At 65.0% G+C, this 23,191-nt stretch carries 24 protein-coding genes; 16 read left to right on the top strand and 8 right to left on the bottom strand.

Annotation, left to right across the window (positions count from 1 at the left end; all coding sequences use genetic code 11):
• The first annotated feature begins 351 nt into the window (after positions 1–351).
• The 3 genes from JQ586_RS21785 (at position 352) to JQ586_RS21795 (ending at position 2,567) form a co-directional block, all read left to right on the top strand.
• The gene (locus JQ586_RS21785) at positions 352–1,770 is read left to right on the top strand and encodes a DEAD/DEAH box helicase (protein ID WP_212396661.1); all 1,419 of its coding nucleotides are present in this window, start codon (positions 352–354) and stop codon (positions 1,768–1,770) included.
• 24 nt (positions 1,771–1,794) lie between these two features.
• A complete protein-coding gene (gene infA / locus JQ586_RS21790) occupies positions 1,795–2,085 on the top strand; it encodes a translation initiation factor IF-1 (RefSeq protein ID WP_066515688.1) in 291 nt (96 codons plus the stop codon).
• Between the two features lie 269 nt (positions 2,086–2,354).
• On the top strand, positions 2,355–2,567 hold the full coding sequence (locus JQ586_RS21795) for a cold-shock protein (RefSeq protein WP_016842648.1): 213 nt from the start codon (positions 2,355–2,357) through the stop codon (positions 2,565–2,567).
• Between the two features lie 245 nt (positions 2,568–2,812).
• Here the strand turns inward: JQ586_RS21795 and JQ586_RS21800 are convergent, their stop codons facing one another.
• The 4 genes from JQ586_RS21800 to JQ586_RS21815 form a co-directional block, all read right to left on the bottom strand.
• On the bottom strand, positions 2,813–3,406 hold the full coding sequence (locus JQ586_RS21800; protein WP_212396662.1) for a TadE/TadG family type IV pilus assembly protein: 594 nt from the start codon (positions 3,404–3,406) through the stop codon (positions 2,813–2,815).
• Entirely contained in the window at positions 3,406–3,966 is a 561-nt protein-coding gene (locus tag JQ586_RS21805) for a TadE/TadG family type IV pilus assembly protein (RefSeq protein ID WP_212396663.1), read from the bottom strand. The genes JQ586_RS21800 and JQ586_RS21805 overlap by 1 nt, the downstream gene beginning before the upstream one ends.
• Before the next feature lie 160 nt (positions 3,967–4,126).
• Complete coding sequence (locus JQ586_RS21810) at positions 4,127–4,639, bottom strand: pilus assembly protein N-terminal domain-containing protein (protein ID WP_212396664.1); 513 nt, start codon at positions 4,637–4,639, stop codon at positions 4,127–4,129.
• A gap of 123 nt (positions 4,640–4,762) precedes the next feature.
• Entirely contained in the window at positions 4,763–5,563 is an 801-nt protein-coding gene (locus JQ586_RS21815) for a sterol desaturase family protein (RefSeq protein ID WP_249147902.1), read from the bottom strand.
• A gap of 168 nt (positions 5,564–5,731) precedes the next feature.
• Between JQ586_RS21815 and JQ586_RS21820 the strand changes: the two genes are divergently transcribed.
• Positions 5,732–6,793: a phosphatase PAP2 family protein gene (locus JQ586_RS21820; RefSeq protein WP_212396666.1), complete on the top strand. Its 1,062-nt coding sequence runs from the start codon at positions 5,732–5,734 to the stop codon at positions 6,791–6,793.
• A gap of 6 nt (positions 6,794–6,799) precedes the next feature.
• Here JQ586_RS21820 and JQ586_RS21825 read toward each other — a convergent pair whose 3' ends face one another.
• From JQ586_RS21825 to JQ586_RS21835, 3 genes are read right to left on the bottom strand one after another with little or no spacing between them, the layout of a single operon-like run.
• Positions 6,800–8,026 (bottom strand): glycosyltransferase family 87 protein, encoded by a 1,227-nt coding sequence (locus JQ586_RS21825; RefSeq protein WP_212396667.1) that lies wholly within the window; start codon positions 8,024–8,026, stop codon positions 6,800–6,802.
• 10 nt (positions 8,027–8,036) lie between these two features.
• On the bottom strand, positions 8,037–9,485 hold the full coding sequence (locus tag JQ586_RS21830; RefSeq protein WP_212396668.1) for a hypothetical protein: 1,449 nt from the start codon (positions 9,483–9,485) through the stop codon (positions 8,037–8,039).
• A gap of 24 nt (positions 9,486–9,509) precedes the next feature.
• Positions 9,510–10,337, bottom strand: coding sequence for a sterol desaturase family protein (locus JQ586_RS21835; RefSeq protein ID WP_212396669.1), 828 nt, complete (start codon positions 10,335–10,337; stop codon positions 9,510–9,512).
• Positions 10,338–10,621: 284 nt separating this feature from the next.
• On the opposite strand from JQ586_RS21835, the gene JQ586_RS21840 reads away from it, so the two are divergent.
• The 10 genes from JQ586_RS21840 (at position 10,622) to JQ586_RS21885 (ending at position 19,842) form a co-directional block, all read left to right on the top strand.
• Positions 10,622–10,786: a Flp family type IVb pilin gene (locus JQ586_RS21840; RefSeq protein WP_212396670.1), complete on the top strand. Its 165-nt coding sequence runs from the start codon at positions 10,622–10,624 to the stop codon at positions 10,784–10,786.
• A 175-nt stretch (positions 10,787–10,961) separates the two neighbouring features.
• A complete protein-coding gene (locus JQ586_RS40570) occupies positions 10,962–11,234 on the top strand; it encodes a Flp family type IVb pilin (protein ID WP_249147887.1) in 273 nt (90 codons plus the stop codon).
• A 169-nt stretch (positions 11,235–11,403) separates the two neighbouring features.
• Entirely contained in the window at positions 11,404–11,928 is a 525-nt protein-coding gene (locus JQ586_RS21850) for a prepilin peptidase (protein WP_212396671.1), read from the top strand.
• 142 nt (positions 11,929–12,070) lie between these two features.
• Complete coding sequence (gene cpaB / locus JQ586_RS21855) at positions 12,071–12,865, top strand: Flp pilus assembly protein CpaB (protein ID WP_212396672.1); 795 nt, start codon at positions 12,071–12,073, stop codon at positions 12,863–12,865.
• 17 nt (positions 12,866–12,882) lie between these two features.
• Positions 12,883–14,355 (top strand): type II and III secretion system protein family protein, encoded by a 1,473-nt coding sequence (locus JQ586_RS21860; protein WP_212396673.1) that lies wholly within the window; start codon positions 12,883–12,885, stop codon positions 14,353–14,355.
• 10 nt (positions 14,356–14,365) lie between these two features.
• Complete coding sequence (locus JQ586_RS21865) at positions 14,366–15,115, top strand: CpaD family pilus assembly protein (protein ID WP_212396674.1); 750 nt, start codon at positions 14,366–14,368, stop codon at positions 15,113–15,115.
• Complete coding sequence (locus tag JQ586_RS21870) at positions 15,112–16,380, top strand: AAA family ATPase (protein WP_212396675.1); 1,269 nt, start codon at positions 15,112–15,114, stop codon at positions 16,378–16,380. Before JQ586_RS21865 ends, JQ586_RS21870 begins: the two co-directional genes overlap by 4 nt.
• A 24-nt stretch (positions 16,381–16,404) precedes the next feature.
• Positions 16,405–17,868: a CpaF family protein gene (locus JQ586_RS21875; protein WP_212396676.1), complete on the top strand. Its 1,464-nt coding sequence runs from the start codon at positions 16,405–16,407 to the stop codon at positions 17,866–17,868.
• A 12-nt stretch (positions 17,869–17,880) separates the two neighbouring features.
• Positions 17,881–18,858: a type II secretion system F family protein gene (locus JQ586_RS21880; protein ID WP_212396677.1), complete on the top strand. Its 978-nt coding sequence runs from the start codon at positions 17,881–17,883 to the stop codon at positions 18,856–18,858.
• A gap of 9 nt (positions 18,859–18,867) precedes the next feature.
• A complete protein-coding gene (locus JQ586_RS21885; RefSeq protein WP_212396678.1) occupies positions 18,868–19,842 on the top strand; it encodes a type II secretion system F family protein in 975 nt (324 codons plus the stop codon).
• Between the two features lie 96 nt (positions 19,843–19,938).
• On the opposite strand, the gene JQ586_RS21890 is transcribed toward JQ586_RS21885, so the two are convergent.
• Positions 19,939–20,748: a tetratricopeptide repeat protein gene (locus JQ586_RS21890; RefSeq protein WP_212396679.1), complete on the bottom strand. Its 810-nt coding sequence runs from the start codon at positions 20,746–20,748 to the stop codon at positions 19,939–19,941.
• A 197-nt stretch (positions 20,749–20,945) separates the two neighbouring features.
• On the opposite strand from JQ586_RS21890, the gene JQ586_RS21895 reads away from it, so the two are divergent.
• Both JQ586_RS21895 and JQ586_RS21900 read left to right on the top strand, forming a co-directional pair.
• Positions 20,946–22,325, top strand: a complete 1,380-nt coding sequence (locus JQ586_RS21895; protein ID WP_212396680.1) for a M17 family metallopeptidase — start codon at positions 20,946–20,948, stop codon at positions 22,323–22,325.
• Positions 22,318–23,160 carry an NlpC/P60 family protein gene (locus JQ586_RS21900; RefSeq protein WP_212396681.1) on the top strand — a complete coding sequence of 281 codons (843 nt, stop codon included), beginning with the start codon at positions 22,318–22,320 and terminating at the stop codon, positions 23,158–23,160. Before JQ586_RS21895 ends, JQ586_RS21900 begins: the two co-directional genes overlap by 8 nt.
• The last annotated feature ends 31 nt before the right edge of the window (positions 23,161–23,191 follow it).

Raw genomic sequence — 23,191 nt, forward strand, 5'->3', positions numbered from 1 at the left:
CTAAAAAAATGTATGCCGGAAGAGCAGACGGCCTATTTCATAGGCAAAATCGGGACTTTGGCTAAATTTCCGGCATGGATTTGTGACACGCTGCGCAACGACTGGCCTCGCGAGCATCTGTCGCGCGGTTTCGCAAACCCTTGAAAACGCCGTGTTCCTGGTCCATATGCGTGCGGTGCCGCGAATCGCGGTGCCTTGCGAGCTGCGTGTTCCAAGCCGTCCCAACGGCTTCTGGCTCGCCTTATCAGCTAACCAAGCTAGATGCCCCAGACACGCGGGTGTCCTGAGCCCTCGTGCGATCCTGGCAATATCGGCCGGGACGACGACTGCCTTTATGGAAAGAATGATCTTTTGACCTCCTTTCAGGATTTCGGCCTTGCCGATCCCATCGCCCGTGCGCTTCGAGAAGAAAATTATCTCACGCCCACACCCATCCAGGCCCAGACCATCCCGCTCGCGCTCACCGGACGTGACGTCGTCGGCATCGCCCAGACCGGCACCGGCAAGACCGCCTCGTTCGCGCTGCCGATCCTGCACCGCCTGCTCGAGAACCGCGTCCGCCCGCAGCCCAAGAGCTGCCGGGTGCTGGTGCTCTCGCCTACGCGCGAGCTTTCGGGGCAGATCCTCGACAGCTTCAACGCCTATGGCCGCCACATCCGCCTCTCCTCGGCACTGGCGATCGGCGGCGTGCCGATGGGCCGCCAGGTTCGCGCCGTGATGCAGGGCGTCGAGGTGATGGTGGCCACCCCCGGCCGCCTGCTCGACCTCGTGCAGAGCAACGGGCTGAAGCTCAACCAGGTCGAGTTCCTGGTGCTCGATGAAGCCGACCGCATGCTCGACATGGGCTTCATCAACGACATCAGGAAAATCGTCGCCAAGCTGCCGATCCGGCGGCAGACGCTGTTCTTCTCGGCAACCATGCCCAAGGACATCGCCGAGCTCGCCGAGGCGATGCTGCGCGACCCCGCCCGCGTCGCGGTGACGCCGGTGTCCTCGACCGTGGACCGCATCGCCCAGCGCGCGATCCAGGTCGATTTCGCGGCCAAACCGGCGTTGCTGGCGCAGCTCCTGAAGCATGAACCGGTCAACCGCGCCCTCGTCTTCACCCGCACCAAGCATGGCGCCGACAAGGTCGTGAAGAGCCTCGCCAAGGCCGGCATCGAGGCCAACGCGATCCACGGCAACAAGTCGCAGAACCACCGCGAGCGCACGCTGGCGGCGTTCCGCTCCGGCGAGATCCGCACGCTGGTCGCGACCGACATCGCCGCCCGCGGCATCGACGTCGACGGCATAAGCCATGTGGTGAATTTCGACCTGCCGAACGTGCCTGAAACCTATGTTCACCGCATCGGCCGCACCGCGCGCGCCGGTGCCGACGGCGTCGCGATCTCGCTGGTCGCCGGCGCCGAGGAGATGGGCTACCTGCGCGACATCGAGCGGCTGATCCGCATCACGGTGCCGCGGGAAGACCGCCGCACTCCTGGCAACCGCGAGGCCGCGGCGCCGGCGCAGGCGGCCCATCCGCACCGCGGCGGGCGTTCTGCCCCGCGAGCCCACAATGTCCGTGGGAACGAGGCCGCTCCAAGTGCAAAAGGGCCTCGCCGCCGCCGCCGTCGAGGTGGTAACAATGGGGCGCCGCAGACGAGCCGGGGCGAGTCGCCGCGTCCGTCGCAGGCCGGCAGCAGCGAAGGCATCCAGGGCGTCGCCTTCTTGCATCGCGAAAGCCGGCCGAATCCGCAATCCAACCGCAACAACCGACCGAAGCACTAGCCGTCGCTCGGTCTGGAGAAACATATGGCCAAGGAAGAGCTGATCCAGTTCGAAGGACTGGTGACCGAAATCCTCCCCGACGCTCGCTACCGGGTTCAACTCGACGCCGGGCACGAGATCGTCGCCTACACAGCCGGCAAGATGAAGAAGAACCGCATCAAGACGCTGGCCGGCGACCGGGTCACGATCGAAATGTCGCCCTACGATCTCGAAAAGGGCCGCCTGATATTCCGTCACAAGGACGAACGTCCGAGTTCGCCGGGCGGTCCACCGCGGGGTGGCCAGCAACGCGGCGGCCAGTTCCGCCGCCGGTAGGGCTGGGCCTTGCAACCGCTGCGCGCATGACATGCCCTCGTCATGCGCGACAAATGGCCGGCGGCTGCGCTGGGCCAAAAAATCGCGCACGTCAGGATTGTTTTGAACCTTTCTATCGAATAATATCTAGCATCGATTTTCGGCCGGACGACATTAGCTATCCACCGGTACAGCCGGTTCAGACGCTGACGACCCTTCCAAAAATTCGATCTCACCACCCCGCCGATCAGCGGGTCTTGAACTTGTATATCTGAGAAGGGACTACCCACGTGAGCATGGGAACCGTGAAGTGGTTTAACGCGACCAAGGGCTACGGCTTCATCCAGCCGGATGAAGGCGGGAACGACGTGTTCGTGCACATCAGTGCAGTCGAGCGTGCCGGCCTTGGTACTTTGCGTGAAGGCCAGAAGATCTCCTACGAGATCGTGGCTGACCGCCGTTCCGGCAAATCCTCGGCCGACAATCTGCGCGCCGCTGGATAAGCCGATTTCCCGCAAGCCTCGACCTTCAGGAACCCTGGCTTTCGGGAAATTGCCGTCAAGAGTTTGACGTTAGGGCAATGACTTTGAGGCAATGAAGGCCGCATCGTTAGGTGCGGCCTTTTTGTTTGTATACGAACGTTTTGAGACGCGGGCGAGGCGAAACCGCTCGGCGAGAAGAATGCCGTTCAGAACGGAAATCCGGAGCTGCGTTCGGATTCCATCGGAACGGAACCAGCTTCGGTGACCTACAGCTTCGTACAGCTCGACGCCGTCGCCGCGTTGCCGGTGTAGTACACGCAGACCGATTGCCGCGGGCGGGTATAACCGACGTCGCTGAGGGTGATCCCGGCCTTCGCCATCACCCAGCCGACCGTCGGGACGTATTTGTAGTTGACCTCGCTGAAGATCAGGTAGGTGCCGCCGACCTGCAATGCGCCCGGAATCTGCACCGTGCTGCTGGTGGCTCGCGGCGCCGAACCCTGGCTCCACTGCACGCGCGCAACCAGCGTGGTGGGATCGACGAAAAGCTCGGAGATCGTCATGTTCGCCGGGGTCGCCGAATAGGGCGTCATGATGCCGATGCTGGCATTGAAGAAGTTGGTCAGATCGCTGTTCGCCACCGCGGTCGATTGCGACGTCAGGTCGGACAGCGTGCGCGCCATCAGCGTCACCTTGCGGCTGACCGCGATGCCGGAACAGAACTCGATGGTGCCGAAGAACAGCACCATCATCACCGGCAGCACAAACGCGAACTCGACGGCGGCGAGGCCGCGCGTGTCGCGCGCGAAGCGCTGCAGGCGAAGCCAGATGCGCGATGTCGGGCGCAAATTCCGCGTCATCAGAAGGGCTCGTTCTTGAAGGCCGCAGTCGCGGTCAGCAGGCGCTTGCTGTTGTTCAGATTTGCGGCGTTGAAACCGAGGCCGGTGACGAACAGCGGCCACTGGTAGAACAGGCGCACGACGACGATGTCGCCGGCATTGCCGAGGCTGTACTGCATGTTGGCCGCGAGGAAGTTTCCGCTCGCATCGATCGGCGTGGCGAGATTGACGGAGGCGAACTGCGAGTAGCTGCGCACGTCGATATAGATGCCATTGGCGCAATCGAACAGAGCGCTGATCTGGCTGCAGACATAGGTCTTGAACTGCGCCTGGGTGCAGGGCGTCGAGCAGCCCGTGACCGCGCCGCTCTGCGCCTGGCCGGTCATGATCGCACGCGCGGAATCCTGCGTCACCGTCTCCAGCACCTGGCCGGCGAAGAAGATCATTGACGTCTCGATGATCGCGAACAGCAGCCCGAAGAACAGCGGCGCGACCAGCGCGAACTCGACAGCCGCCGAGCCGCGACGATTACGGCGGAAACGGTGCAGCAGGTTTCCGGAAGAACAGGCGGGCGGCGGCATCAATGACTCCGCATGAGCATGGCCGCCAACGCGTACCGGAAACTCATTGTTGAAATGTTTCGCCGGGTCGCGACAGAATGCCACGCTCCGTTAACCCGATCCTAACCATGTCGGCACCCGCCGCGGCTCCGGCGCATGAATGCGCCGGGAGCGGAAGCGGTCAGTTCGTCGGCTTGGCCGCGGCGGCCTGGCCGGAGCCGGTGGCCTGGCTGCTCAGCGAGCCGGCCTGATCGATCGTCGTCTTGAAGTAGCTATCGCCGTCGCCGAGGGTGATGCGGCGCTGGCAGACCGGCATGCAGCTGTAGGTCTCGCGGTCGACGCCGCGATAGACCGTGACGAGCTGGTCGGTCGGGCCTTCGACCTGGATCTGACGGTCCACCAGCACCTGGCCGGTGCGGTCGAGGGCGATGAAATTGGTTGCGCCGTAGCCCTTGCCGGTGACGACGACGACGCCGCCATTCTGCAGGGTCACATCCGCGATCAAGGGATTGCCGACGACGATCGTCGCGATGCCGGAGGGCAGCTTGACGAGCTTGGCCTGATCGACACTGACCGCGATCCGATCGGGATCCGGCGCCGCCATGGAGGCGACCGGCCAGAACAGCATGGCTGCGGCAACGGAAACGAATCCAAAACGCGCGATGACGCGAATACGCTGGGACTTGAACGACATACTCTACCCCGGGACGTTGTGATGCCGGCAAAAGCGATACGCAGCGGACCGGCGCCCGATGGACAGAATCTGACGGTAAATTATTTAAGAAGAGCAAAAATGGCGCGACCAATTGAACGCATGTCACGACTTTCGGAACGGGTAGGCCAATTGCCCCGCGATCCCGCTCGGGAATCCCCGGTCGTCGATACCGTAATTGTCCGGTAGCCGCCCCTCCGGCATCCGGAAAGTACCGAACAGCACGTCCCAGACCGGAAAGGTACCGGCGAAATTGGTGTTGCCGCCTTCTCGAATCGAGGTGTGATGCCAGCGGTGAAAGACCGGCGTCGCCAGCACGTATTTCAACGGCCCGAAATCCCAGTTCAGATTGGCGTGCACGAACGCGGAGAGGAACAGATTGAACGGACCGACCCACAGCATCGCGTTTGGCGAAATCCCGCCCAGCAGCATCGCGACATCGACGCCGACCGTGCCGAGCAGGAGGTTCACCGGGTGGAAGCGCGCCGCGGAAATCCAGTCGACGTCTTCGGAGGAATGATGGACGGCGTGATATTTCCAGAAGCCGCCGCGATGAAACATGCGGTGCAGCCAGTACATCACGAAGTCGGAGATCAAAAGGAACAGCACGGCCTGCAGCCAGACCGGCAGCGTCGACAGCGGCCCGTGGCCATTGCGATAGAAGGCGATCAGCCCGGCCGAATCGCCGATGCCGAAGATGATGCTTGCTGCGACCACCAGCAACCCGATGCGACACACGCGGGTAAACAGCGGCACCAGGAACCAGTAGCATAGGTCGGTGACGAGCTCGCGCTTGCGCCACCAGGGCCTGCCGGGGTTGCAGGCCGCGAGATGCGTGAGCACGGAGAACACCAGCGCCAGCACGACCGTGACCGGCACCATCTGGGCCATGGTCTGGCCGAGCATCCCGACGATCTGGATCGGCAGGCTCACGCGTTTCGTCCCCGTCGGCCGAAGCGGCCCGATCCTACATCGTCCGTCCGGCTGCGTCGCCATCCGGACGGACAAGGGTTAGAGCAATCTTAAGACTCTCCCCGCAGCTTCGGCCGCAACCGCAGATGCGAGGGGCGTGACGTGTCGTCGATATCCGGGATCGAGAAGCGGACGGCCAGCACCGGCGCTCGCGGCCTGACGGTCGATCTGGACCGGATTCGCGCCGCCCTCGGGCGCTGGTTCATGTTCAGCGACTATGGCCCCGCCGCGCAGCGGCAGATGGCAATGGTCTGGTCCTGCGTCCTCGCCTGCATCCTTGCCGACACGATCTGGCTGCCCGGGTCGCGACTGTCGTTCGCGTCCTCGAACTGGACGACGCTGGTCCAATGCCTCGCCTATTGCGCCTTCGCCGGTGCGTTTGTCACCGTCGCATCCAGCCGCCTTGCTGCGGACCAGAGACGTCCGGCAATGATACTGCGATCGGTCCTGCTCGTGACCGAATTGCTGTGGCGCGCCGTGCTGCCGATCGGCGCGCTCCTGATCGCGGGAAGCACGCTGAGCTACCTGATCACCGCAGCCGACCTGCCCTTGCGCGACAGCGCCCTCGCCGACGTTGATCACCTGCTGGGCTTCGACTGGCCGGACTTCCTCCGCGCCGCCAATGCGAGCCCGCTCGTCGCCATGCTGCTGACCAAGGCCTACCTGGCCACAGGATTGATCACCCAGCTGGTGCTGCTCTGGCTCGTGCTCCGGCGACGCGGCGACCGGCTGGTGGAATTCATGGCCGTGCTCAGCCTGAGCACCGTGGCGCTTTGCATCACGATGTGGCTGGTTCCGGCCGCCGGCGCATTCGCGTATTTCAAGCCGGCGCCGCAGATCTACGGCAACTTCGCGGCATTCGGCGAGATGTGGTCGTTTTCGCGAACCTTCGCCGCACTGCGCGACGGTGCGCTGTCTGTCTTCGACTTGTCGAACATCGACGGCGTCGTCAGCTTTCCCTCGTTTCACACCATGCTCGGCGTCATGACGATCTACGCCGCCCGCGATACGCGCTGGGTCGCGCTTCCGGTGCTGGTCGTGAACGCGACGATGATCGTGGCGACGATGCCGGTCGGCGGCCATCACCTCGCCGACGTGCTGGCCGGCGCCGGCCTGACCATAGGTGCAATCTTCCTGGTCCGTCGCTCAAGCCTGCCGGCGTGAGGATCCTTACCGCGGTGACGTCTGCGTCACCGGCGGCCCACGCCGCAGCACGAGGACGATGAGCGCCACGGTCAAGGCCGGCGCGAGCCGGCTTGCGGCAAACAGCACGGGCGGGCTGATCGCGGGGACCAGCCAGATCAGGAATACGAAACTCCAGCACCAGGCCGGCAGCGACCGGCCTTCGGCCATCAACCAGCACGCCGCGGCGACCACGAGCAGCATCGCGTCATAGGGGCCGGAATGCGGGGCGGCAAGCACGGTGGCCGCCAGGAACACGGCCGTCTTCTCCCGGATGCTCAGCCGCGTGCGGAATGCGAGCCCCACGGCGGCCGCGGCAAACAGCGTTGCGAGCAGCTGGATCAGCGACGCCAGCCGCTGCGGAGCGCCCAGCAGCACCGCACAGGTATAGACGCTGTTGCCCCACATCCGGCCAAACTCGATCCACTTCGCATCGGGGTTGACCAGGTTCTCGACCATCAGCGGAAACCAGCGCAGCCACAGCTCCCAGCCGAACACCAGGCCGCTTGCGACCGCCAGCGCCAGCGCCGACAGACCGGCCGCCCAGAGCGCACGCCACTGCCCGGCTGCGATCAAGGCCAGCGGCACGAGCACGCAGAACTGTGGCTTGAACGTCAGCACTCCCAGAATCAATCCGCTCAGGATGGGACGGGACTCGAGAAAGCGAAGTCCACCGACGATCAGCGCAGCGACCAGGAACACGGCCTGGCCATCGATCACATTGATCGCGGAGGCCGGGCACAGCAGCGCCATCGCAAGCAGAAGCCTTGAAGACGCCGAGCCGTCCGCGCTTGCGCGGAGCGCAGTTATCATCAGGCCGCCGCTCACCGCCTGGAACGCCAGATAGGAGCCGAAGAAGCCCAGCGGGGCGAACGGCAGCAGCATCAGCAGGAAGCTCGGCGGATAGGCCCACGGCCTGAACTCGAGCGGACTGGACAGCCAGCCCGCAAAGGACGAATTGAGGAACGCGGTGAAGCGATCGCCGTCGAAGATCAGCGATGCGTTGCCGTCGAGCACCGAGCGGATCGCACCGTAGAACACCATCCAGTCGGTGCCGAGCGTGTTGTAGTTGAGCCCGATCCGGCCGGGATAGGGTATCGTGGTGACCAGGAGCACCCACAGATAGAACGAGATCGCAAGGCCGAGGATGAGCAGGCCGATCGGCGGCCGCGGCGTGCCCTGCGTCTCATTGATGGCAAGATCTGCCGAACTCATGCCGCATCCCTCAATTGGCGAGGCGCATGTGCACTACCGCGCGATCATCGGCATAGACGCGCTGCCAGCCACCGATGGTGTCGAGCAGCCTGGCGGCAGGCGTCGTCGGCTCGAGCATCACGGCGTCGATGTCGTAGGTCCGGAGCAGGCCGAGGAGGCCGTCGATGTCCTTGAGCTGGAGCGCGCGATAGAAGGCGACATCGAACGCCTCGCCGTAGAGCTCGGCGCGTCCGTCGACGAACACCGGCACCTGGCGCCAGATCAGATAGCCGCCGAACGGCAGATCGTTGAGCACGCGCCTGGCACCTCGCGCCTTCAGCACGTCGACGGCGGCGGCAGGCGCCTGGGCGGACGGCGGCGCGAGGCTCCCGCTCCTGGCAACGGCCCAGGTCGCAGCGCAGAGCACGACAAGCAGCGCCGCCACCGGCGCAGCCCTGGTACGGGCTACGCTGCCCGCGGCCTGCAGACCGAACTGGGAGGTCACCGGCGTGAGCACGACGAGCGGCAGCAGCAGGGCGAAGATCTCGACGTTCCGGATGTGGGACAGCGCCATGTACAGCAGGCCCAGCACCAGTGCGATTCGCGGCGCCGGCAACCGGACGCCGCCAAGGAGCGCGAGACCGATCAGGGCGAGCACCGTACCCTCGAAGAAGCCGATGTGGCCGAAATCGGCCGGCATCCACTCCCCGATCAAATGCAGCAACTCGCCGAGATTGAGGATCTTCAGCGACGCCAGGATCGAGCCCCAGCCATAGGGCGTCATGCAGCAGGCGGCGAGCGCGCCGATCCCGAAGGCCGCCCAGCGCAGCGCCAGACCGGCTCTTTGCGCAGGCGCGGCATTCCACATCGCATCGAGCGCGAACGCGCCCACCAGCACGAGCCCGAACAGGAATCCACCATGCAGATTGGCCCACAGCGCGATCATTGGCAGCAGCCGGAACGACGGCGCCGTCCGGCGCTCGCTGGCGTCCATCAGGCTGACCGCCCAGGCGATCATGACCGGCATCACCAGCACGTGCGGCCGCACCAGCAGATGCCCGGTCGAGACCACCAGCGACGCCAGCGCGACGACGATCGCATACGTCGCCGGCAATTTGCGGCCGAGAATCGACGTGAGCTGCGCGAACGCCGCGGCGATGCAGATCGCGGCCAGCGCCACGGGCCCGGTCCAGCCGGCCAGCTCATAAGCCTTCGCGTAAAGAACCTGCGCCAGCCAGGACGACGACGTCCACGGCTCGCCCGCCCTGGTGAACGAGTAGATATCGGCCGACGGCACCGCGCCGTGATCGAGGATCCAACGGCCCACGGCAACCTGCCAGTAAGTATCGGAATCGGCGAGCAGCCTGTCGCCGGTGACGAGCAGCAGCAGATAGACACCGCATCCGACCCACAGCCAGGCCGGCACCTCGCCGAGAACGGAGGCTCTGTCCCGGGGAATGGTTGCGGTCTCTGACCTCATGGCGGCACTGGCCGGTCAATCAACTCATTGACGGAACGGATACGCCAGCTGCCCTGCGATCTCGGTCGGAATCGCCTTGTCGTCGGCGCCGTAGTCTTCAGGCAGCACGTTTTCGGGCATGCGGAACGTGCCGAACAGCACATCCCAGATCGGAAAGGTGCCGGCAAAGTTGGTGTCGCCGCCCTCCTCGAGGCCGGTGTGATGCCAGCGATGGAAGACCGGTGTTGCGATCAGGTATTTGAAGGGACCGAGCGTCCAGTTCAGATTGGCGTGAACGAAGGCGGAGTGGAAGGTGGTGAACGGGCCGACCCACAGCATGGTGTTGGGCGAGATGCCCGCCATCAACAGGATCACGTCGACCGAGATGGTTCCGACCAGGAGATTGACCGGATGGAAGCGGGCCGCCGAGATCCATTCGAGATCTTCGGATGAATGATGGATGGCATGGTACTTCCACCACCCGCCGCCATGAAACATCCGGTGCAGCCAGTAGAGCATGAAGTCGGAAGCGACCAGGAAGATGCCTGCCTGCAGCCAGAGTGGAAGCTTCGACAGCGGGCCGTGCCCGTTATCGTAGAACGCGACGAGCTCGTCGGCACCGTGCACGTTGAAGATCGCGGCCGCACCCACCACGAGCAGGCCGATGCGCAGCACGCGGGCGAACACCGGCACGAAGAACCAGTAGCAGATATCGGTGATGAGCTCGCGTTTCTGCCACCACGGTCTGCCCGGGTTGCAGGCCCAGAAATGCGTCAGCACTGTGAAGACGACTGCCAGCATCACGGTGATCGGCACCACCTTCATCATGGTCTGGCCGATCATCTCGAGGACTTCGAGGGGCAGTGTGGACATGAGAGCCTCATTCAATCGCAGGCCCCATGGGTATCGAGTTGCGCTTAAGGAGCTGTAAATCCTCGCCAGCGCGATTTCCGAACGCAGCAACAACCTGCAATTTTCACGGACGGCTTAATGCCAAATTTACTGTGCGGAACATCTGCGGGTTCCCCCCGATTTTACGCGATCAAATTAACTGCGCCGCAATCGTCGAACCTTAGGGTGCGTCAATGGTCACGGTGCTGAGAACGCCGGCCAGACCACATCTAGTTCGACCAGCCACGTGTACACAGGAGTTATTTATGAAGAACCTCGTTTCGCGCTTCATGAAGGATGAGTCCGGCGCGACCGCCATCGAATACGGTCTGATTGCAACCGGTATCGCGATTGCGATCATCGCTGCGGTCAACGGCGTCGGCAAGGCCCTGTCCGGCACCTTCAGCACGATCTCGACCTCGCTCAAGTAAGCAGGTCTCTGCGAGTTCAGTCCAAAGGTCCCGGTATCCCCGGGACCTTTGCTATTTGTCCATAAGGCCGGCCGCGCGCTTGCAGTGGCCCTGCCAGCTCCGCTGTTGCTGATTCCCATCGATTTTTAGCGAACAGGTTAACTGCGCCGCAATCGCGCAACCTTAACGTGCCGTCATGGTCGCGGTGTCGAGAACGCCGGCCCGACCAGATCTGATTGATCAGCCGCGCCTGCTCACCCCATCACGCATACAAAGGGAGGTAATTATGAAGAAATTCGTGAAGAACCTCGTTTCGCGTTTTGTGAAGGATGAAGACGTCAATAGCGTCAAACTGTTCGAAGGCGGTCTGATTGCAACCGGCATCGCGATTGCGATCATCGCTGCGGTCAACGGCGTCGGCAACCAACTGTCCGGCACCTTCAACACGATCTCGACCTCACTCAAATAGGCAGGTGGCTGCGAATTCGGCTCAAAGGTCCCGGTATCCCCGGGACCTTTGCCATTTATCCAGGCGGCCGGTCGCTCCCTTGAAGATGCGACGGTCCTTTCCCGATTGTTCACGATTGGCCGCTAGCGTCCCCTCTCGACCTCGGCACCAGCTTGACGGCGTTTCATCCATGATCCTCGACATCGCGCGCTTGATGCTGTTTCCCGCCCTGATGGCATTCGCGGCGGCGAGCGACCTCCTGACCATGACGATCCCGAACCGGGTTTCGCTGGCGCTGCTGGCCGGCTTCCTCGTGATGGCGCCGCTGACCGGCATGACCATGCACGACATGCTGAACCATGCCGGCGCCGGCGCTCTCGTGCTGGCCGTGGCGTTCAGCATGTTTGCCATGGGGTGGGTCGGCGGCGGCGACGCCAAGGTCGCGGCAGCGATCGGCCTGTGGTTCGGCTTCGACCATCTGCTTGATTTCCTGGTCATCGCCTCGCTGTTCGGCGGCGCGCTGACCGTGCTGCTGCTTCAGCTCAGGCAATGGCCGCTGCCCGTTGCGTTGACGTCCCAGGCCTGGCTGACCCGCCTGCACGACAAGCAGACCGGCATCCCCTACGGCATCGCGCTCGCCCTGGGCGCGCTGATGGTCTATCCGGAAACGGACTGGATCAAGACGATCGATCTCGTGCACCTTGGGCTGCGCTGAGGCTCGGATCCCCCGGAAGCTAAGGGTAACCACCCGTTAAGGCGATTTAGATACGCCTCATTAACCATGCTTTGACGAATAGCTGGTCAACTCCCATCACGGCGGCGGCAGCGTCGCGGCGTCATGTGGAAAGTGAAGCGTAATGAATACGGCCCGCATTCTGGTCCTCGCTATCGCAGGCTGCGCCGGCCTCGCGGCGCTCTATCTGGCGAGCGGCACCGGTGACAGACCGGCGCCGCCCCCGCCGGTCGCGCAGCTGCCGACGGTCGACATCCTGGTCGCACGCTCCGACATCGGTCTCGGCCAGACCGTGAAGCCGGAGGATCTGCAGTGGCAAACCTGGCCGGCCGCGACCGCCAGCAACAGCTTCATGCGCAAGGACGCCCACGCCAACGCCATCCAGGACGTCACCGGCTCGATCGCCCGCGCACCGTTCATCCAGGGCGAGCCGATCCGTGAGCAGAAGCTGGTCAAGGCCGACGGCAGCGGCTTCATGGCGGCGATCCTGCCGAGCGGCATGCGCGCCGTTTCGACCGAAATTTCGCCCGAAACGGGCGCCGGCGGCTTCATCCTGCCGAACGACCGGGTCGACGTCCTGCTCTCCAAGCGTGACAAGAATCCCGACCGCAACGGGCCGGACATCGTCAATTCCGAGGTCATCCTGACCAACGTCCGGGTGCTCGCGATCGATCAGGCTCCGAAGGAGAAGGACGGCGCCAACGCCCTCGTCGGCAAGACGGTGACGCTGGAGCTGAAGCCCGAACAGACCGAAACGCTGGCGCGTGCGCGCCAGAGCGGCACCCTGTCGCTCGCGCTGCGCAGCATCGCCGACATCAACGCGGTCGACGTCAAGCCCGACGACAGCAACAACAGGCACGGCGAGACGGTGAACGTCATCCGCTACGGCATTGCCAGCCAGGCGACGATGCAGAAGTGACGATGAGGACACACGAGATGAAGTGCAGGGTAAGGCAGCAGACGATGCGGACGTTCCTGGTCCGCGCCCTGTCGTTTTCGGCGGTCGCGGCGCTCTCGCTCAACCCGGCGCTGACGCCGGTGGTGGCGGGCGACTATCGTGCCGCACCACCCGCTACCTCCGACGGCCAGATGAACGCCCGCTTCCTGTCGCTCGGCATCGGCAAGTCGATCGTGATCGACCTGCCGCGGGAGATCAAGGATGTGCTCGTTGCCGACCCCAAGATCGCCAACGCCGTGGTGCGTTCGGCGCAGCGCGCCTATATCATCGGCGCAACTGTCGGCCAGACCAACATCGTGTTCTTCGACGCCGCCGGCCAGCAGATCGCAGCCTACGACATCGCGGTGAAGCGCGACCTCAACGGCGTGCGCGCCGCACTCAAGCAGGCCTTGCCCAATGCCGATATCCAGATCGAGGGCGTCGGCGACGGTGTGGTGCTGACCGGCACCTGCGCGAGCCCGATCGAGGCCCAGCAGGCCGGCGAACTTGCCGGCCGGCTCGCCGGCTCGCCGGACAAGGTCGTCAATTCCATCGCAGTGCGCGGCCGCGACCAGGTGATGCTGAAGGTCACGGTCGCCGAAGTCGCGCGCAGCCTGGTCAAGCAGCTCGGCATCGACCTCACCGCCAACCTCAACTACGGCACCGCGGTGGTGAACTTCACCAACTCCAACCCGTTCACGGCGCTCAACCATACCCTGACCAACAACGCGCTGACGACTTCGTTCGGCGCGACCCCGTCGGTGTCGGCAACCCTGCGCGCGATGGAAAGCGCCAACGTGATACGGACGCTGGCCGAGCCGAATCTGACGGCGATCTCGGGCGAGTCCGCGACCTTCGTCGCGGGCGGCGAATTTCCGGTCCCCGGTGGCTATTCCTGCGACCCGACCACGCATGTCTGCACCACGCAGATCAACTTCAAGAAGTTCGGCATCTCGCTCAACTTCACGCCCGTCGTGCTGACGGAGGGCCGGATCAGCCTGCGGGTGATGACCGAAGTCTCCGAAATTTCCAACGACAATTCGATCACGCTGTCGCAGGCCGTGACATCGACCACGGTCAACTCGCTGACGGTGCCCTCGATCAAGACCCGCCGCGCCGAGACCACGCTGGAGATTCCCTCGGGCGGCTCGATGGCCATGGCCGGCCTGATCCAGGATCAGACCAAGCAGGCGGTTAACGGCTTCCCCGGGCTGATGCAGCTCCCGGTACTCGGCACGCTGTTCCGCAGCCGCGACTACGTCAACAGCCAGACCGAGCTGATGGTGCTGGTGACGCCTTACGTGGTCCGCGCGGTGGCGCAGAAGGACCTCTCGCGTCCGGATGACGGCTTCTCCAACGCGTCCGACCCGCAGGCCGATCTGATGGGCAGCATCAATCGCGTCTACGGCGTGCCGGGCCGCACCGAGCCGGCGCGGAGCTACCGCGGCACTTACGGCTTTATTACCGATTGAGGCGGGGACGATGACACAGACGACATCCACGACTTCAGTCGATCGCAGGAAGGGCCTTGGCCTTGCCGGAGCGCTGATTGGTCTTGCCGTGACGCTCGGCGCCTGCCAGCACACCGAGGACAGCCTCGCATACGTGAGAGCGCCGGACGACTATCGCCAGCGCCATCCGATTGCAGTCACCGAGGCCGACCGCTCGATCGTGGTCTTTGTCGGGCGCACCCGCGGCGGCCTGACCGCCGACCAGCGCGCCGAGGTGATGGGGATGGCCACGGACTGGATGCGCGAGGGCACCGGCGCCGTAACCATCGACGTGCCCGTCGACACGCCGAACGCGCACGCCGCACAGGAATCGTTGCGCGAGATCCAGGCCACCTTCGCCGCCGCCGGCGTCCCGCCGCGCGGGGTGCAGGTTCGCAAATATCATCCGCAGGATCCGCGCCTGCTGCCGGCGATCCGGGTGAACTACCCGAAGATCACGGCGGTCGCCGGGCCTTGCGGTCTGTGGCCGGAAGACCTTGGCCCGACGATCCACAACAGGTCGTACAGCGAGAACCAGCAGTACTACAATTTCGGCTGCGCCACCCAGCGCAACCTCGCGGCCATGGTCGAGGATCCGGCCGACATCGTGCAACCGCGCGCAGAAACCCCCGCCTATACGCCACGTCGCAACATCGCCTTCGACAAGTATCGGAAGGGTATCAGCACAACGACAATCTATCCCGAGGCCGACAAGGCCAAACTCAGCGACACAGGCAAATGATCAGCTACGCGCGACAGAACTCCGACGAGCAAGCGGACGGCCCGGCCTCGCCCGCGGAGGAGCACATTGCTCCGGCGCCACGGGTTTCGGTCCAGGCGTTCTGCGAGACGGTCGAGACCGCTGCTGCCGTGCAGTCGGCCGGCGAGGACCGGCGGCTCGCCAAGGCGCATCTCAAGATCCAGATGGGCGGCATGGCGGCCGCCGTCGAGGCCTATCGCTCGGCGCCGACGCCCAATGTCATCATCCTCGAGACCGAGGGCCATAACGACGTGCTGACCGGCCTCGACCAGCTCGCCTCGGTCTGCGACGCCGGCACCCGGGTCATCGTGATCGGCCGGATCAACGACGTCACGCTGTATCGCGAGCTGGTCCGCCGCGGCGTCAGCGACTATGTGATCGCGCCCGCCCACACCATCGACGTGGTGCGCGCGGTCTGCAACCTGTTCTCGGCTCCGGAAGCCAAGGCGGTCGGCCGCATCATCGCCGTCGTCGGCGCCAAGGGCGGCGTCGGCGCCTCGACCATCGCCCACAACGTGGCCTGGGCGATCGCCCGGGACCTGACGCTCGATTCGGTCGTCGCCGACCTTGATCTGGCGTTCGGCACCGCCGGCCTCAACTACAACCAGGATCCGGCGCAGGGGGTCGCGGACGCGGTGTTCTCGCCCGACCGCGTCGATACCGCCTTCGTCGACCGCCTGCTGTCGAAATGCACCGACCATCTCAGCCTGCTGGCGGCGCCGGCGACACTCGACAAGGTCTACGATTTCGGCGCCGAGGCGTTCGACGCGATCTTCGACACGCTACGCACCACGATGCCCTGCATCGTGCTCGACGTCCCGCACCAGTGGTCGGGCTGGACCAAGCGTGCGCTGATCGCGGCCGACGACATCCTGATCGTTGCAGCGCCCGATCTCGCCAATCTGCGCAACGCCAAGAACATGTTCGATCTGTTGAAGGCGGCGCGGCCGAACGACCGCGCACCGCTGTACTGCCTGAACCAGGTCGGCGTGCCGAAGCGTCCGGAGATCGCCGCCAGCGAGTTCGCCAAGGCGATCGAAAGCCAGCCGATCGCCACCATCCCGTTCGATCCGCAGATCTTCGGGTCGGCGGCCAACAACGGCCAGATGATCGCGGAAATCTCCGCCAATCATCGCGCGGTGGAGATGTTCCTGCAAATGGCGCAGCGGCTGACAGGCCGCGGCGAGACCAAGAAGCCGAGGGGATCGTTCCTGTCACCCCTGCTCGAGAAGCTGCGGTCCAAATAACGGCCCGCTTGGAGTGAAGACGTCGTGTTTGGTAAGCGTAGCGGAAACGATGCAGACGTGCGGGCGCCAAAGCCCGCGTTTCAGGCGCCGGAACCGGCCGGCCAGCCGGCAATGTCGCGCGAGTCCGCCGCACCGGCGATGCCCTCGCCGCCGCTGGCGCCGGCGAAGCCGCCGCCCGCTCCCGTCATCGAGACCCGCCGCTCCGACAACTACTACCAGGTCAAGGCGACGATCTTCGGCGCGCTGATCGAGGCGATCGACCTCGCACAGCTCGCCAAGCTGGACAGCGAGTCCGCGCGCGAGGAAATCCGCGACATCGTCAACGAGATCATCGCGATCAAGAACATCGTGATGTCGATCGCCGAGCAGGAGGAACTGCTCGACGACATCTGCAACGACGTGCTCGGCTACGGTCCGCTGGAGCCGCTGCTGTCGCGCGACGACATCGCCGACATCATGGTGAACGGCGCGGGCACGGTGTTCATCGAAGTCGGCGGCAAGATCCAGCGTACCGGCATCCGCTTCCGCGACAACCAGCAGCTCCTGAACATCTGCCAGCGCATCGTCAGCCAGGTCGGCCGGCGCGTCGACGAATCCTCGCCGATCTGCGACGCCCGCCTCGCCGACGGCTCACGCGTCAACGCCATCGTCCCGCCGCTGGCGATCGACGGCCCTGCGCTCACCATCCGCAAATTCAAGAAGGACAAGCTGACGCTGGAGCAGCTCGTCAAGTTCGGCGCGATCACGCCGGACGGGGCGACCATCCTGCAGATCATCGGCCGCGTCCGCTGCAACGTGCTGATCTCCGGCGGCACCGGCTCCGGAAAAACCACGCTGCTGAACTGCCTCACCAACTACATCGAGCACGACGAGCGCGTGATCACCTGCGAAGACGCCGCCGAGCTCCAGCTGCAGCAGCCGCATGTGGTGCGGCTGGAAACCCGGCCGCCGAACATCGAGGGCGAAGGCCAGGTCACGATGCGCGAGCTGGTGCGCAACTGCCTGCGCATGCGTCCGGAGCGCATCATCGTCGGCGAAGTCCGCGGACCCGAGGCGTTCGACCTGCTGCAGGCGATGAACACGGGTCACGACGGCTCGATGGGCACGCTGCACGCCAACAACCCGCGCGAGGCGCTGTCGCGCTGCGAATCCATGATCACGATGGGCGGATTTTCCCTGCCCTCCCGGACGATTCGCGAGATGATCTGCGCCTCGATCGACGTGATCATCCAGGCCGCGCGTCTGCGCGACGGCTCGCGCCGAATCACGCACATCACCGAGGTGATGGGCATGGAAGGCGACACCATCATCACCCAGGACATCTTCCTCTACGACATGGTCGGCGAGGACGCGAACGGCAAGATCATCGGCCGGCACCGCTCGACCGGCATCGGCCGGCCGAAATTCTGGGACCGCGCCCGGTACTACAACGAAGAGAAGCGGCTTGCGGCGGCGCTCGACGCCTCCGAAGCTCCGGCGCCGACCTGACGGAATCGCACCATGCAAATGCAAACCCTTGCACTGGCCTTCCTTGCCGCCACCACCGTGGGCGGCCTCGCCTGGGTCTTCCTGTATCCCTATTTGTCCGGAGAGAAGAAGGCGGAGTCCCGCCGCGCCTCGGTGGCGCGCTCGGAACCTGCGGCCGCGCGGCATACCGAGCGCTCGCAACGCTCCCGCCGCGAGCAGGTCGAAGGATCACTGAAGGAACTCGAGGCACGGGCCAAGAGGGACAAGAAGGTTCCGCTCTCGATGCGCATCGCGCAGGCCGGACTGGAATGGTCCGACCAGAAATTCTGGATCATCTCGGGCGTGCTTGGCCTGGCCGGCTTTGGCGCCGCGTTCCTCGGCGGCGGCGGCATGCTGGGTGCGCTCGGCATCGGCTTCGCGATGGGCTTCGGGCTGCCGCGCTGGCTGCTCGGATTCCTGAAGAAGCGCCGGGAGAAGGCCTTTCTGAAGGCGCTGCCCGACGCCGTCGACGTCATCGTGCGCGGCATCAAGGCCGGCCTGCCGCTGTACGAATCCATCAAGGTGGTCGCCCAGGATTCGCCGCAGCCGCTGCGCAGCGAGTTCCTGCAGATCATCGAGACCCAGGCGATCGGCATGCCGCTCGGCGAGGCCTGCTCCCGTCTCTACGAACGCATGCCGCTGCCGGAAGCCAATTTCTTCGGCATTGTGATCGCGATCCAGCAGAAATCCGGCGGCAACCTGTCGGAAGCGCTCGGCAACCTGTCCAAGGTGCTGCGCGACCGCAAGAAGATGTCCGAGAAGATCCAGGCGATGTCGATGGAGGCAAAGGCCTCCGCCGGCATCATCGGCTCGCTGCCGCCCGTCGTGATGCTGCTGGTGTTCATCACGACACCCGAATACATCGCGGTGCTGTGGACCAACCCGACCGGCCAGCTGATGCTGGTGGGCTGCGCGGTCTGGATGACCATGGGCGTTCTCGTGATGAAGAAGATGATCAACTTCGATTTCTGACGGTGCAGCATGATTGATTTTCTGGTCGCAAAGCTCCACGACGTCAGGTTCATGACCATGCTGCTTGCGTTCTTCGCGGCAAGCGCGACGGTCTATACGCTGGTGATGCCGCTGCTCGCCGGCGGCGACCTCAACAAGCGCATGAAGGCCGTCGCCAGCGAACGCGAGCGCATCCGCCAGCGCGAACGCGACCGTCTCGCCAAGAGCGAGAAGGTGACGCTGCGCCAGACGCCGAAACAGGTCGTCTCCAAGGTGGTGGACGACCTCAACCTCACCAAGTGGCTCGCCCAGGAGTCTGCGCTCGAGAAGCTGGTGATGGCCGGGTATCGCGGCCACGCCCCCTACGTCACCTTCCTGTTCGCGCGGGCGGTCGCGCCGATCGTGATGCTGATCGCGGCCATCGTGTATACGTTCTTCATTGCCGGAATGGAGTGGTCGCTCCTGCTCAAGATCGGCATCTGCGTCGTCTCCACCTATGCCGGCCTGCAGGCGCCGATGCTGTTCCTGAAGAACGCCATCGGCAAGCGCCAGCTCTCGATCAAGCGCGCCTTTCCGGATTCGCTCGACCTGCTGCTGATCTGCATCGAGTCCGGCATGTCGGTCGAGGTTGCCTTCCGCAAGGTGGCCACCGAGATCGCCGGCCAGTCGGTGGCGCTGTCGGAAGAGTTCGCGCTGACCACGGCGGAACTGTCCTACCTGCAGGATCGCAAGACGGCTTATGAGAATCTGGCGCGCCGTACCGGGATCGAGGGCGTGAAATCGGTCTGCCTGGCCTTGCAGCAATCCGAACGTTACGGCACGCCGCTCGGCCAGAGCCTGCGCGTGATGGCGCAGGAAAACCGCGACATGCGCATGAACGAGGCCGAGAAGAAGGCGGCGGCGCTGCCACCCAAGCTGACCGTGCCGATGATCCTGTTCTTCCTGCCTTGCCTGTTCATCGTCATTCTGGGGCCGTCCTACATCAAGTTCACGACGATGCACTGATCTGCAACGACAAGAGCGAACATGAAAACGCCCGGCTCAGCCGGGCGTTTTTCCTTTGGCGCGGCTCCGACAAGGAGCCGCATATCAGCTTCTGTTCTAATCGTCCTTCGCGACCACCGGCGCACCGCGCGAGGCGACCGGAGGGCCGTTCTTGCGGCTCAGCATGTCCCTGAGATAGGCGACGTTGGCGGCCGCCTCGTCCGCCGGAAGGTCGGCCTTGACGATGCTTTCGGCTTCCGCGAACCGGCCCTGCAGCCCGACCACCAGCGCGAGGTTCTGCCGGATCCTCGTATCGGCGCGGGCGCTGGCATAGGCGCGACGCAGCGTCTCCTCCGCCTTGGGCAGTTCCTTGGTCAGCATGTAGGAGAGGCCGAGATTGGACAGCACCGACGGTTCGTCCGGCATGATGCGCAGCGCGCTCGCATAGTAGCTGCGGGCCTCCTCGTGCCGGCCCAGTTTGTCGAGCGTGGTTCCCTGCACCGAGAGGATGCGCCAGTCCGGATTGTCCGGACTGTGTGCGCGGCTCAGCACGTCGAACGCGGCCTGCGAATTGCCGTTGTCGGCAAGCGCCCGGCCGTAGGCCGCAAGCAACGGCCGGTTGCCCGGATTGGCGATCGTGGCCTGTTCCAGCACGGCGCAGGCCTGCGATCGCTGGCCGCTGGCGCGCAACGCCTGGCCGTAGGCGATCGCGGCTTCGGCGTCCTTGGGATTCTTGCGATACCGCTCGCCGTAGAGTTCGACGGCACGGCGCGGATCGTCGGGCACGGGGTCGTTCCGGGAGGCCAGTGATCCCGTCACATCAGACATGGTCTGGCACCCGCCGAGACCTGCGGCCAGGACCGCCACGAGGGCCGCGGAAGCGAGATGCCGGGCAACATGCCGGGCCGGATTGGACTGTCGACGCATGGCACTTTGACTCACGATATCGGGGCGAATGGATCGAGCCGAACGTGCGATCAATAGACTGTTAACCCTAACGTCCGGTTAATCAGGTGCGATACGATCGGCCGGACCGGCCTCCGCCGGGAGCCGTCAACGCGGCTACCAACCGCGGCGAAAGGCGTGTAGTAGCCACCAACGACGCCAGAACAGCCGAGAGCCGCATGTCATCCGTGTTCGAGACCGCACCCGCCGCCACCGCGATCCCCATCACCTTCGTCACCAGGGTGACATGGGATGCGATCAGGGACGCGCTGCCGGCGCCGGCGCGCCAGTTCGCCGCAGCCAACGGATTTGCGGCCAAGCCCGGCAAATTCCTGACATTGCCGGCCGCGGACGGCAGCATCGCCGAGGTGCTGTTCGGCCTCGACGATCCTGGCCACAAGGCGCGCGATCCGTTCCGGCCGGGTGCCCTGCCCGGCCTGCTGCCACCAGGCGTCTACCGCTTTGCCAACGCACCGCATGACACGAGGCTTGCCGCGCTGGCCTTCGCGCTGGGCTGCTACCGCTACGGCCGCTACCGCAAGAACGAGACGCCCGACGTCCGCCTCGTGCCGCCTGACGGCATCGATGCCGCCGACATCATGCGAATGGCAGATGCGGCGGCGCTCGCGCGCGACCTCATCAATGCGCCTTCCAACGACATGGGCCCGGCCGAGCTTGCCGATGCCGCGCGCCAACTCGCGGTACGATTCGGTGCGACCTTCGGCTGCATCACCGGCGCCGACCTCGAACAGAATTTTCCGCTGATCCACGCCGTCGGCATGGCGTCGACGCGACCGCCGCGGCTGATCGATCTGACCTGGGGCGATCCGACCCATCCGAAGGTGACGCTGGTCGGCAAGGGCGTCTGCTTCGACACCGGCGGGCTCGATCTCAAGCCGTCGAGCGGCATGCTGATCATGAAGAAAGACATGGGGGGCGCCGCCAACGTGCTGGCGCTGGCACAGATGGTGATGGACGCCAGGCTGAAAGTGCGGCTGCGCGTGCTGATCCCCGCGGTCGAGAATGCGGTGGCCGGCAATGCGTTCCGCCCGCTCGATATCTTCAGATCGCGCAAGGGCATCACCGTCGAGATCGGCAACACCGACGCCGAGGGACGGCTCGTGCTGGCGGATGCGCTGGCGCTGGCCGACGAGGAGAAGCCGGACCTGCTGGTCGATCTCGGCACCCTGACCGGCGCGGCGCGCGTGGCGCTGGGGCCGGATTTACCGCCCTTTTACACCAATGATGAGACGCTTGCCGCCGACGTCGCCGCCCATGCCAAGGGGGAGAACGATCCGTTGTGGCGGATGCCGCTATGGCCGGCCTATGATGCCTGGCTCGACTCCAAGACGGCCGACATCACCAACGCGCCGTCGGGCGGGTTCGCGGGCTCGATCACCTGCGCGCTGTTCCTGCAACGCTTCGTCGAGCATGCCGGAAGCTGGCTGCATGTCGACATCTATGGCTGGACGCCCACCGCACGGCCCGGCCGGCCCGAAGGCGGCGAGTGCCAGGCGGCACGCGCGATCTACCGATTGTTGAGCCAGCGCTATGCATGACCCGCGCCTGACACCGGCCCGCGCTGACCTCGCCGCGCGGTATCTCGAGGGCAAGGTGACGGCCGCTCGCTTCGTCGACGGCGTCGAGTTCGAGATTTGCGAGGCCATCGCGCCGCTCCGCTCGGCGCCCGCCGCCGATGCCGAACTGTTGACGCAGGCGCTGAAGGGCGAGCGTGTCACGATCTACGACCGCAACGGCGAGGGTTGGGCCTGGGGCCAGCTCGCCTCCGACGGCTATGTCGGCTGGATGCCCGATGCCGCCTTGATGAGGGCCGGCGCCACACCGACCCACAAGGTAACGGCCCTGCGCACGTTCGCCTTCCCCGGACCGTCGATCAAGCTGCCGCCGGTCGATGCGCTGGCGATGGGCACGCAACTCGCCGTCGTCCGCGAGGACGGCGCCTTCGCGGTGACGAGCGAAGGCTGGTACCTGCCGCGCCCGCATCTCGCCCGATGCGACGCGACGGAGAAGGATTTCGTCGCGGTCGCCGAGCGGTTCGTCGGCACGCCCTATCTCTGGGGCGGCAAATCGAGCCTCGGCATCGATTGCTCCGGCCTGGTGCAGATCGCGCTGACGGCAGCCGGGACCGGCTGCCCGCGCGACAGCGACATGCAGCAGGCCGGGCTCGGCCGGGAGTTGACGCCGACAGAGGCCAGGCACCCCGAGCGCGGCGACCTGATCTTCTGGAAGGGCCACGTCGCGATCGTGCGTGACGCATCCACAATCGTGCACGCCAACGCCCATCACATGGCGACCGTGATCGAGCCCACGCAAGCCGCGATCGACAGGATCAAGGCCGCCGGCAGCGCCGTCGCGGCGATCAAGCGGCTTTAGCCTGATGCTTCAGGATGGGTAGAGCGCAGCG

Source organism: Bradyrhizobium jicamae (assembly GCF_018130215.1).
Taxonomy (GTDB): Bacteria; Pseudomonadota; Alphaproteobacteria; order Rhizobiales; family Xanthobacteraceae; genus Bradyrhizobium; species Bradyrhizobium jicamae_A.

Coding starts and splice junctions, on each gene's coding strand:
- JQ586_RS21825 (WP_212396667.1), bottom strand. CDS start 8,026: ATGAGTTCGGCAGATCTTGCCATCAATGAGACGCAGGGCACGCCGCGG.
- infA (WP_066515688.1), top strand. CDS start 1,795: ATGGCCAAGGAAGAGCTGATCCAGTTCGAAGGACTGGTGACCGAAATC.
- JQ586_RS21840 (WP_212396670.1), top strand. CDS start 10,622: ATGAAGAACCTCGTTTCGCGCTTCATGAAGGATGAGTCCGGCGCGACC.
- JQ586_RS21890 (WP_212396679.1), bottom strand. CDS start 20,748: ATGCGTCGACAGTCCAATCCGGCCCGGCATGTTGCCCGGCATCTCGCT.
- JQ586_RS21860 (WP_212396673.1), top strand. CDS start 12,883: ATGAAGTGCAGGGTAAGGCAGCAGACGATGCGGACGTTCCTGGTCCGC.
- JQ586_RS21815 (WP_249147902.1), bottom strand. CDS start 5,563: ATGCTCGGCCAGACCATGGCCCAGATGGTGCCGGTCACGGTCGTGCTG.
- JQ586_RS21885 (WP_212396678.1), top strand. CDS start 18,868: ATGATTGATTTTCTGGTCGCAAAGCTCCACGACGTCAGGTTCATGACC.
- JQ586_RS21865 (WP_212396674.1), top strand. CDS start 14,366: ATGACACAGACGACATCCACGACTTCAGTCGATCGCAGGAAGGGCCTT.
- JQ586_RS21805 (WP_212396663.1), bottom strand. CDS start 3,966: ATGCCGCCGCCCGCCTGTTCTTCCGGAAACCTGCTGCACCGTTTCCGC.
- cpaB (WP_212396672.1), top strand. CDS start 12,071: ATGAATACGGCCCGCATTCTGGTCCTCGCTATCGCAGGCTGCGCCGGC.
- JQ586_RS21900 (WP_212396681.1), top strand. CDS start 22,318: ATGCATGACCCGCGCCTGACACCGGCCCGCGCTGACCTCGCCGCGCGG.
- JQ586_RS21830 (WP_212396668.1), bottom strand. CDS start 9,485: ATGAGGTCAGAGACCGCAACCATTCCCCGGGACAGAGCCTCCGTTCTC.
- JQ586_RS40570 (WP_249147887.1), top strand. CDS start 10,962: ATGGTCGCGGTGTCGAGAACGCCGGCCCGACCAGATCTGATTGATCAG.
- JQ586_RS21870 (WP_212396675.1), top strand. CDS start 15,112: ATGATCAGCTACGCGCGACAGAACTCCGACGAGCAAGCGGACGGCCCG.
- JQ586_RS21895 (WP_212396680.1), top strand. CDS start 20,946: ATGTCATCCGTGTTCGAGACCGCACCCGCCGCCACCGCGATCCCCATC.
- JQ586_RS21850 (WP_212396671.1), top strand. CDS start 11,404: ATGATCCTCGACATCGCGCGCTTGATGCTGTTTCCCGCCCTGATGGCA.
- JQ586_RS21810 (WP_212396664.1), bottom strand. CDS start 4,639: ATGTCGTTCAAGTCCCAGCGTATTCGCGTCATCGCGCGTTTTGGATTC.
- JQ586_RS21800 (WP_212396662.1), bottom strand. CDS start 3,406: ATGACGCGGAATTTGCGCCCGACATCGCGCATCTGGCTTCGCCTGCAG.
- JQ586_RS21835 (WP_212396669.1), bottom strand. CDS start 10,337: ATGTCCACACTGCCCCTCGAAGTCCTCGAGATGATCGGCCAGACCATG.
- JQ586_RS21880 (WP_212396677.1), top strand. CDS start 17,881: ATGCAAATGCAAACCCTTGCACTGGCCTTCCTTGCCGCCACCACCGTG.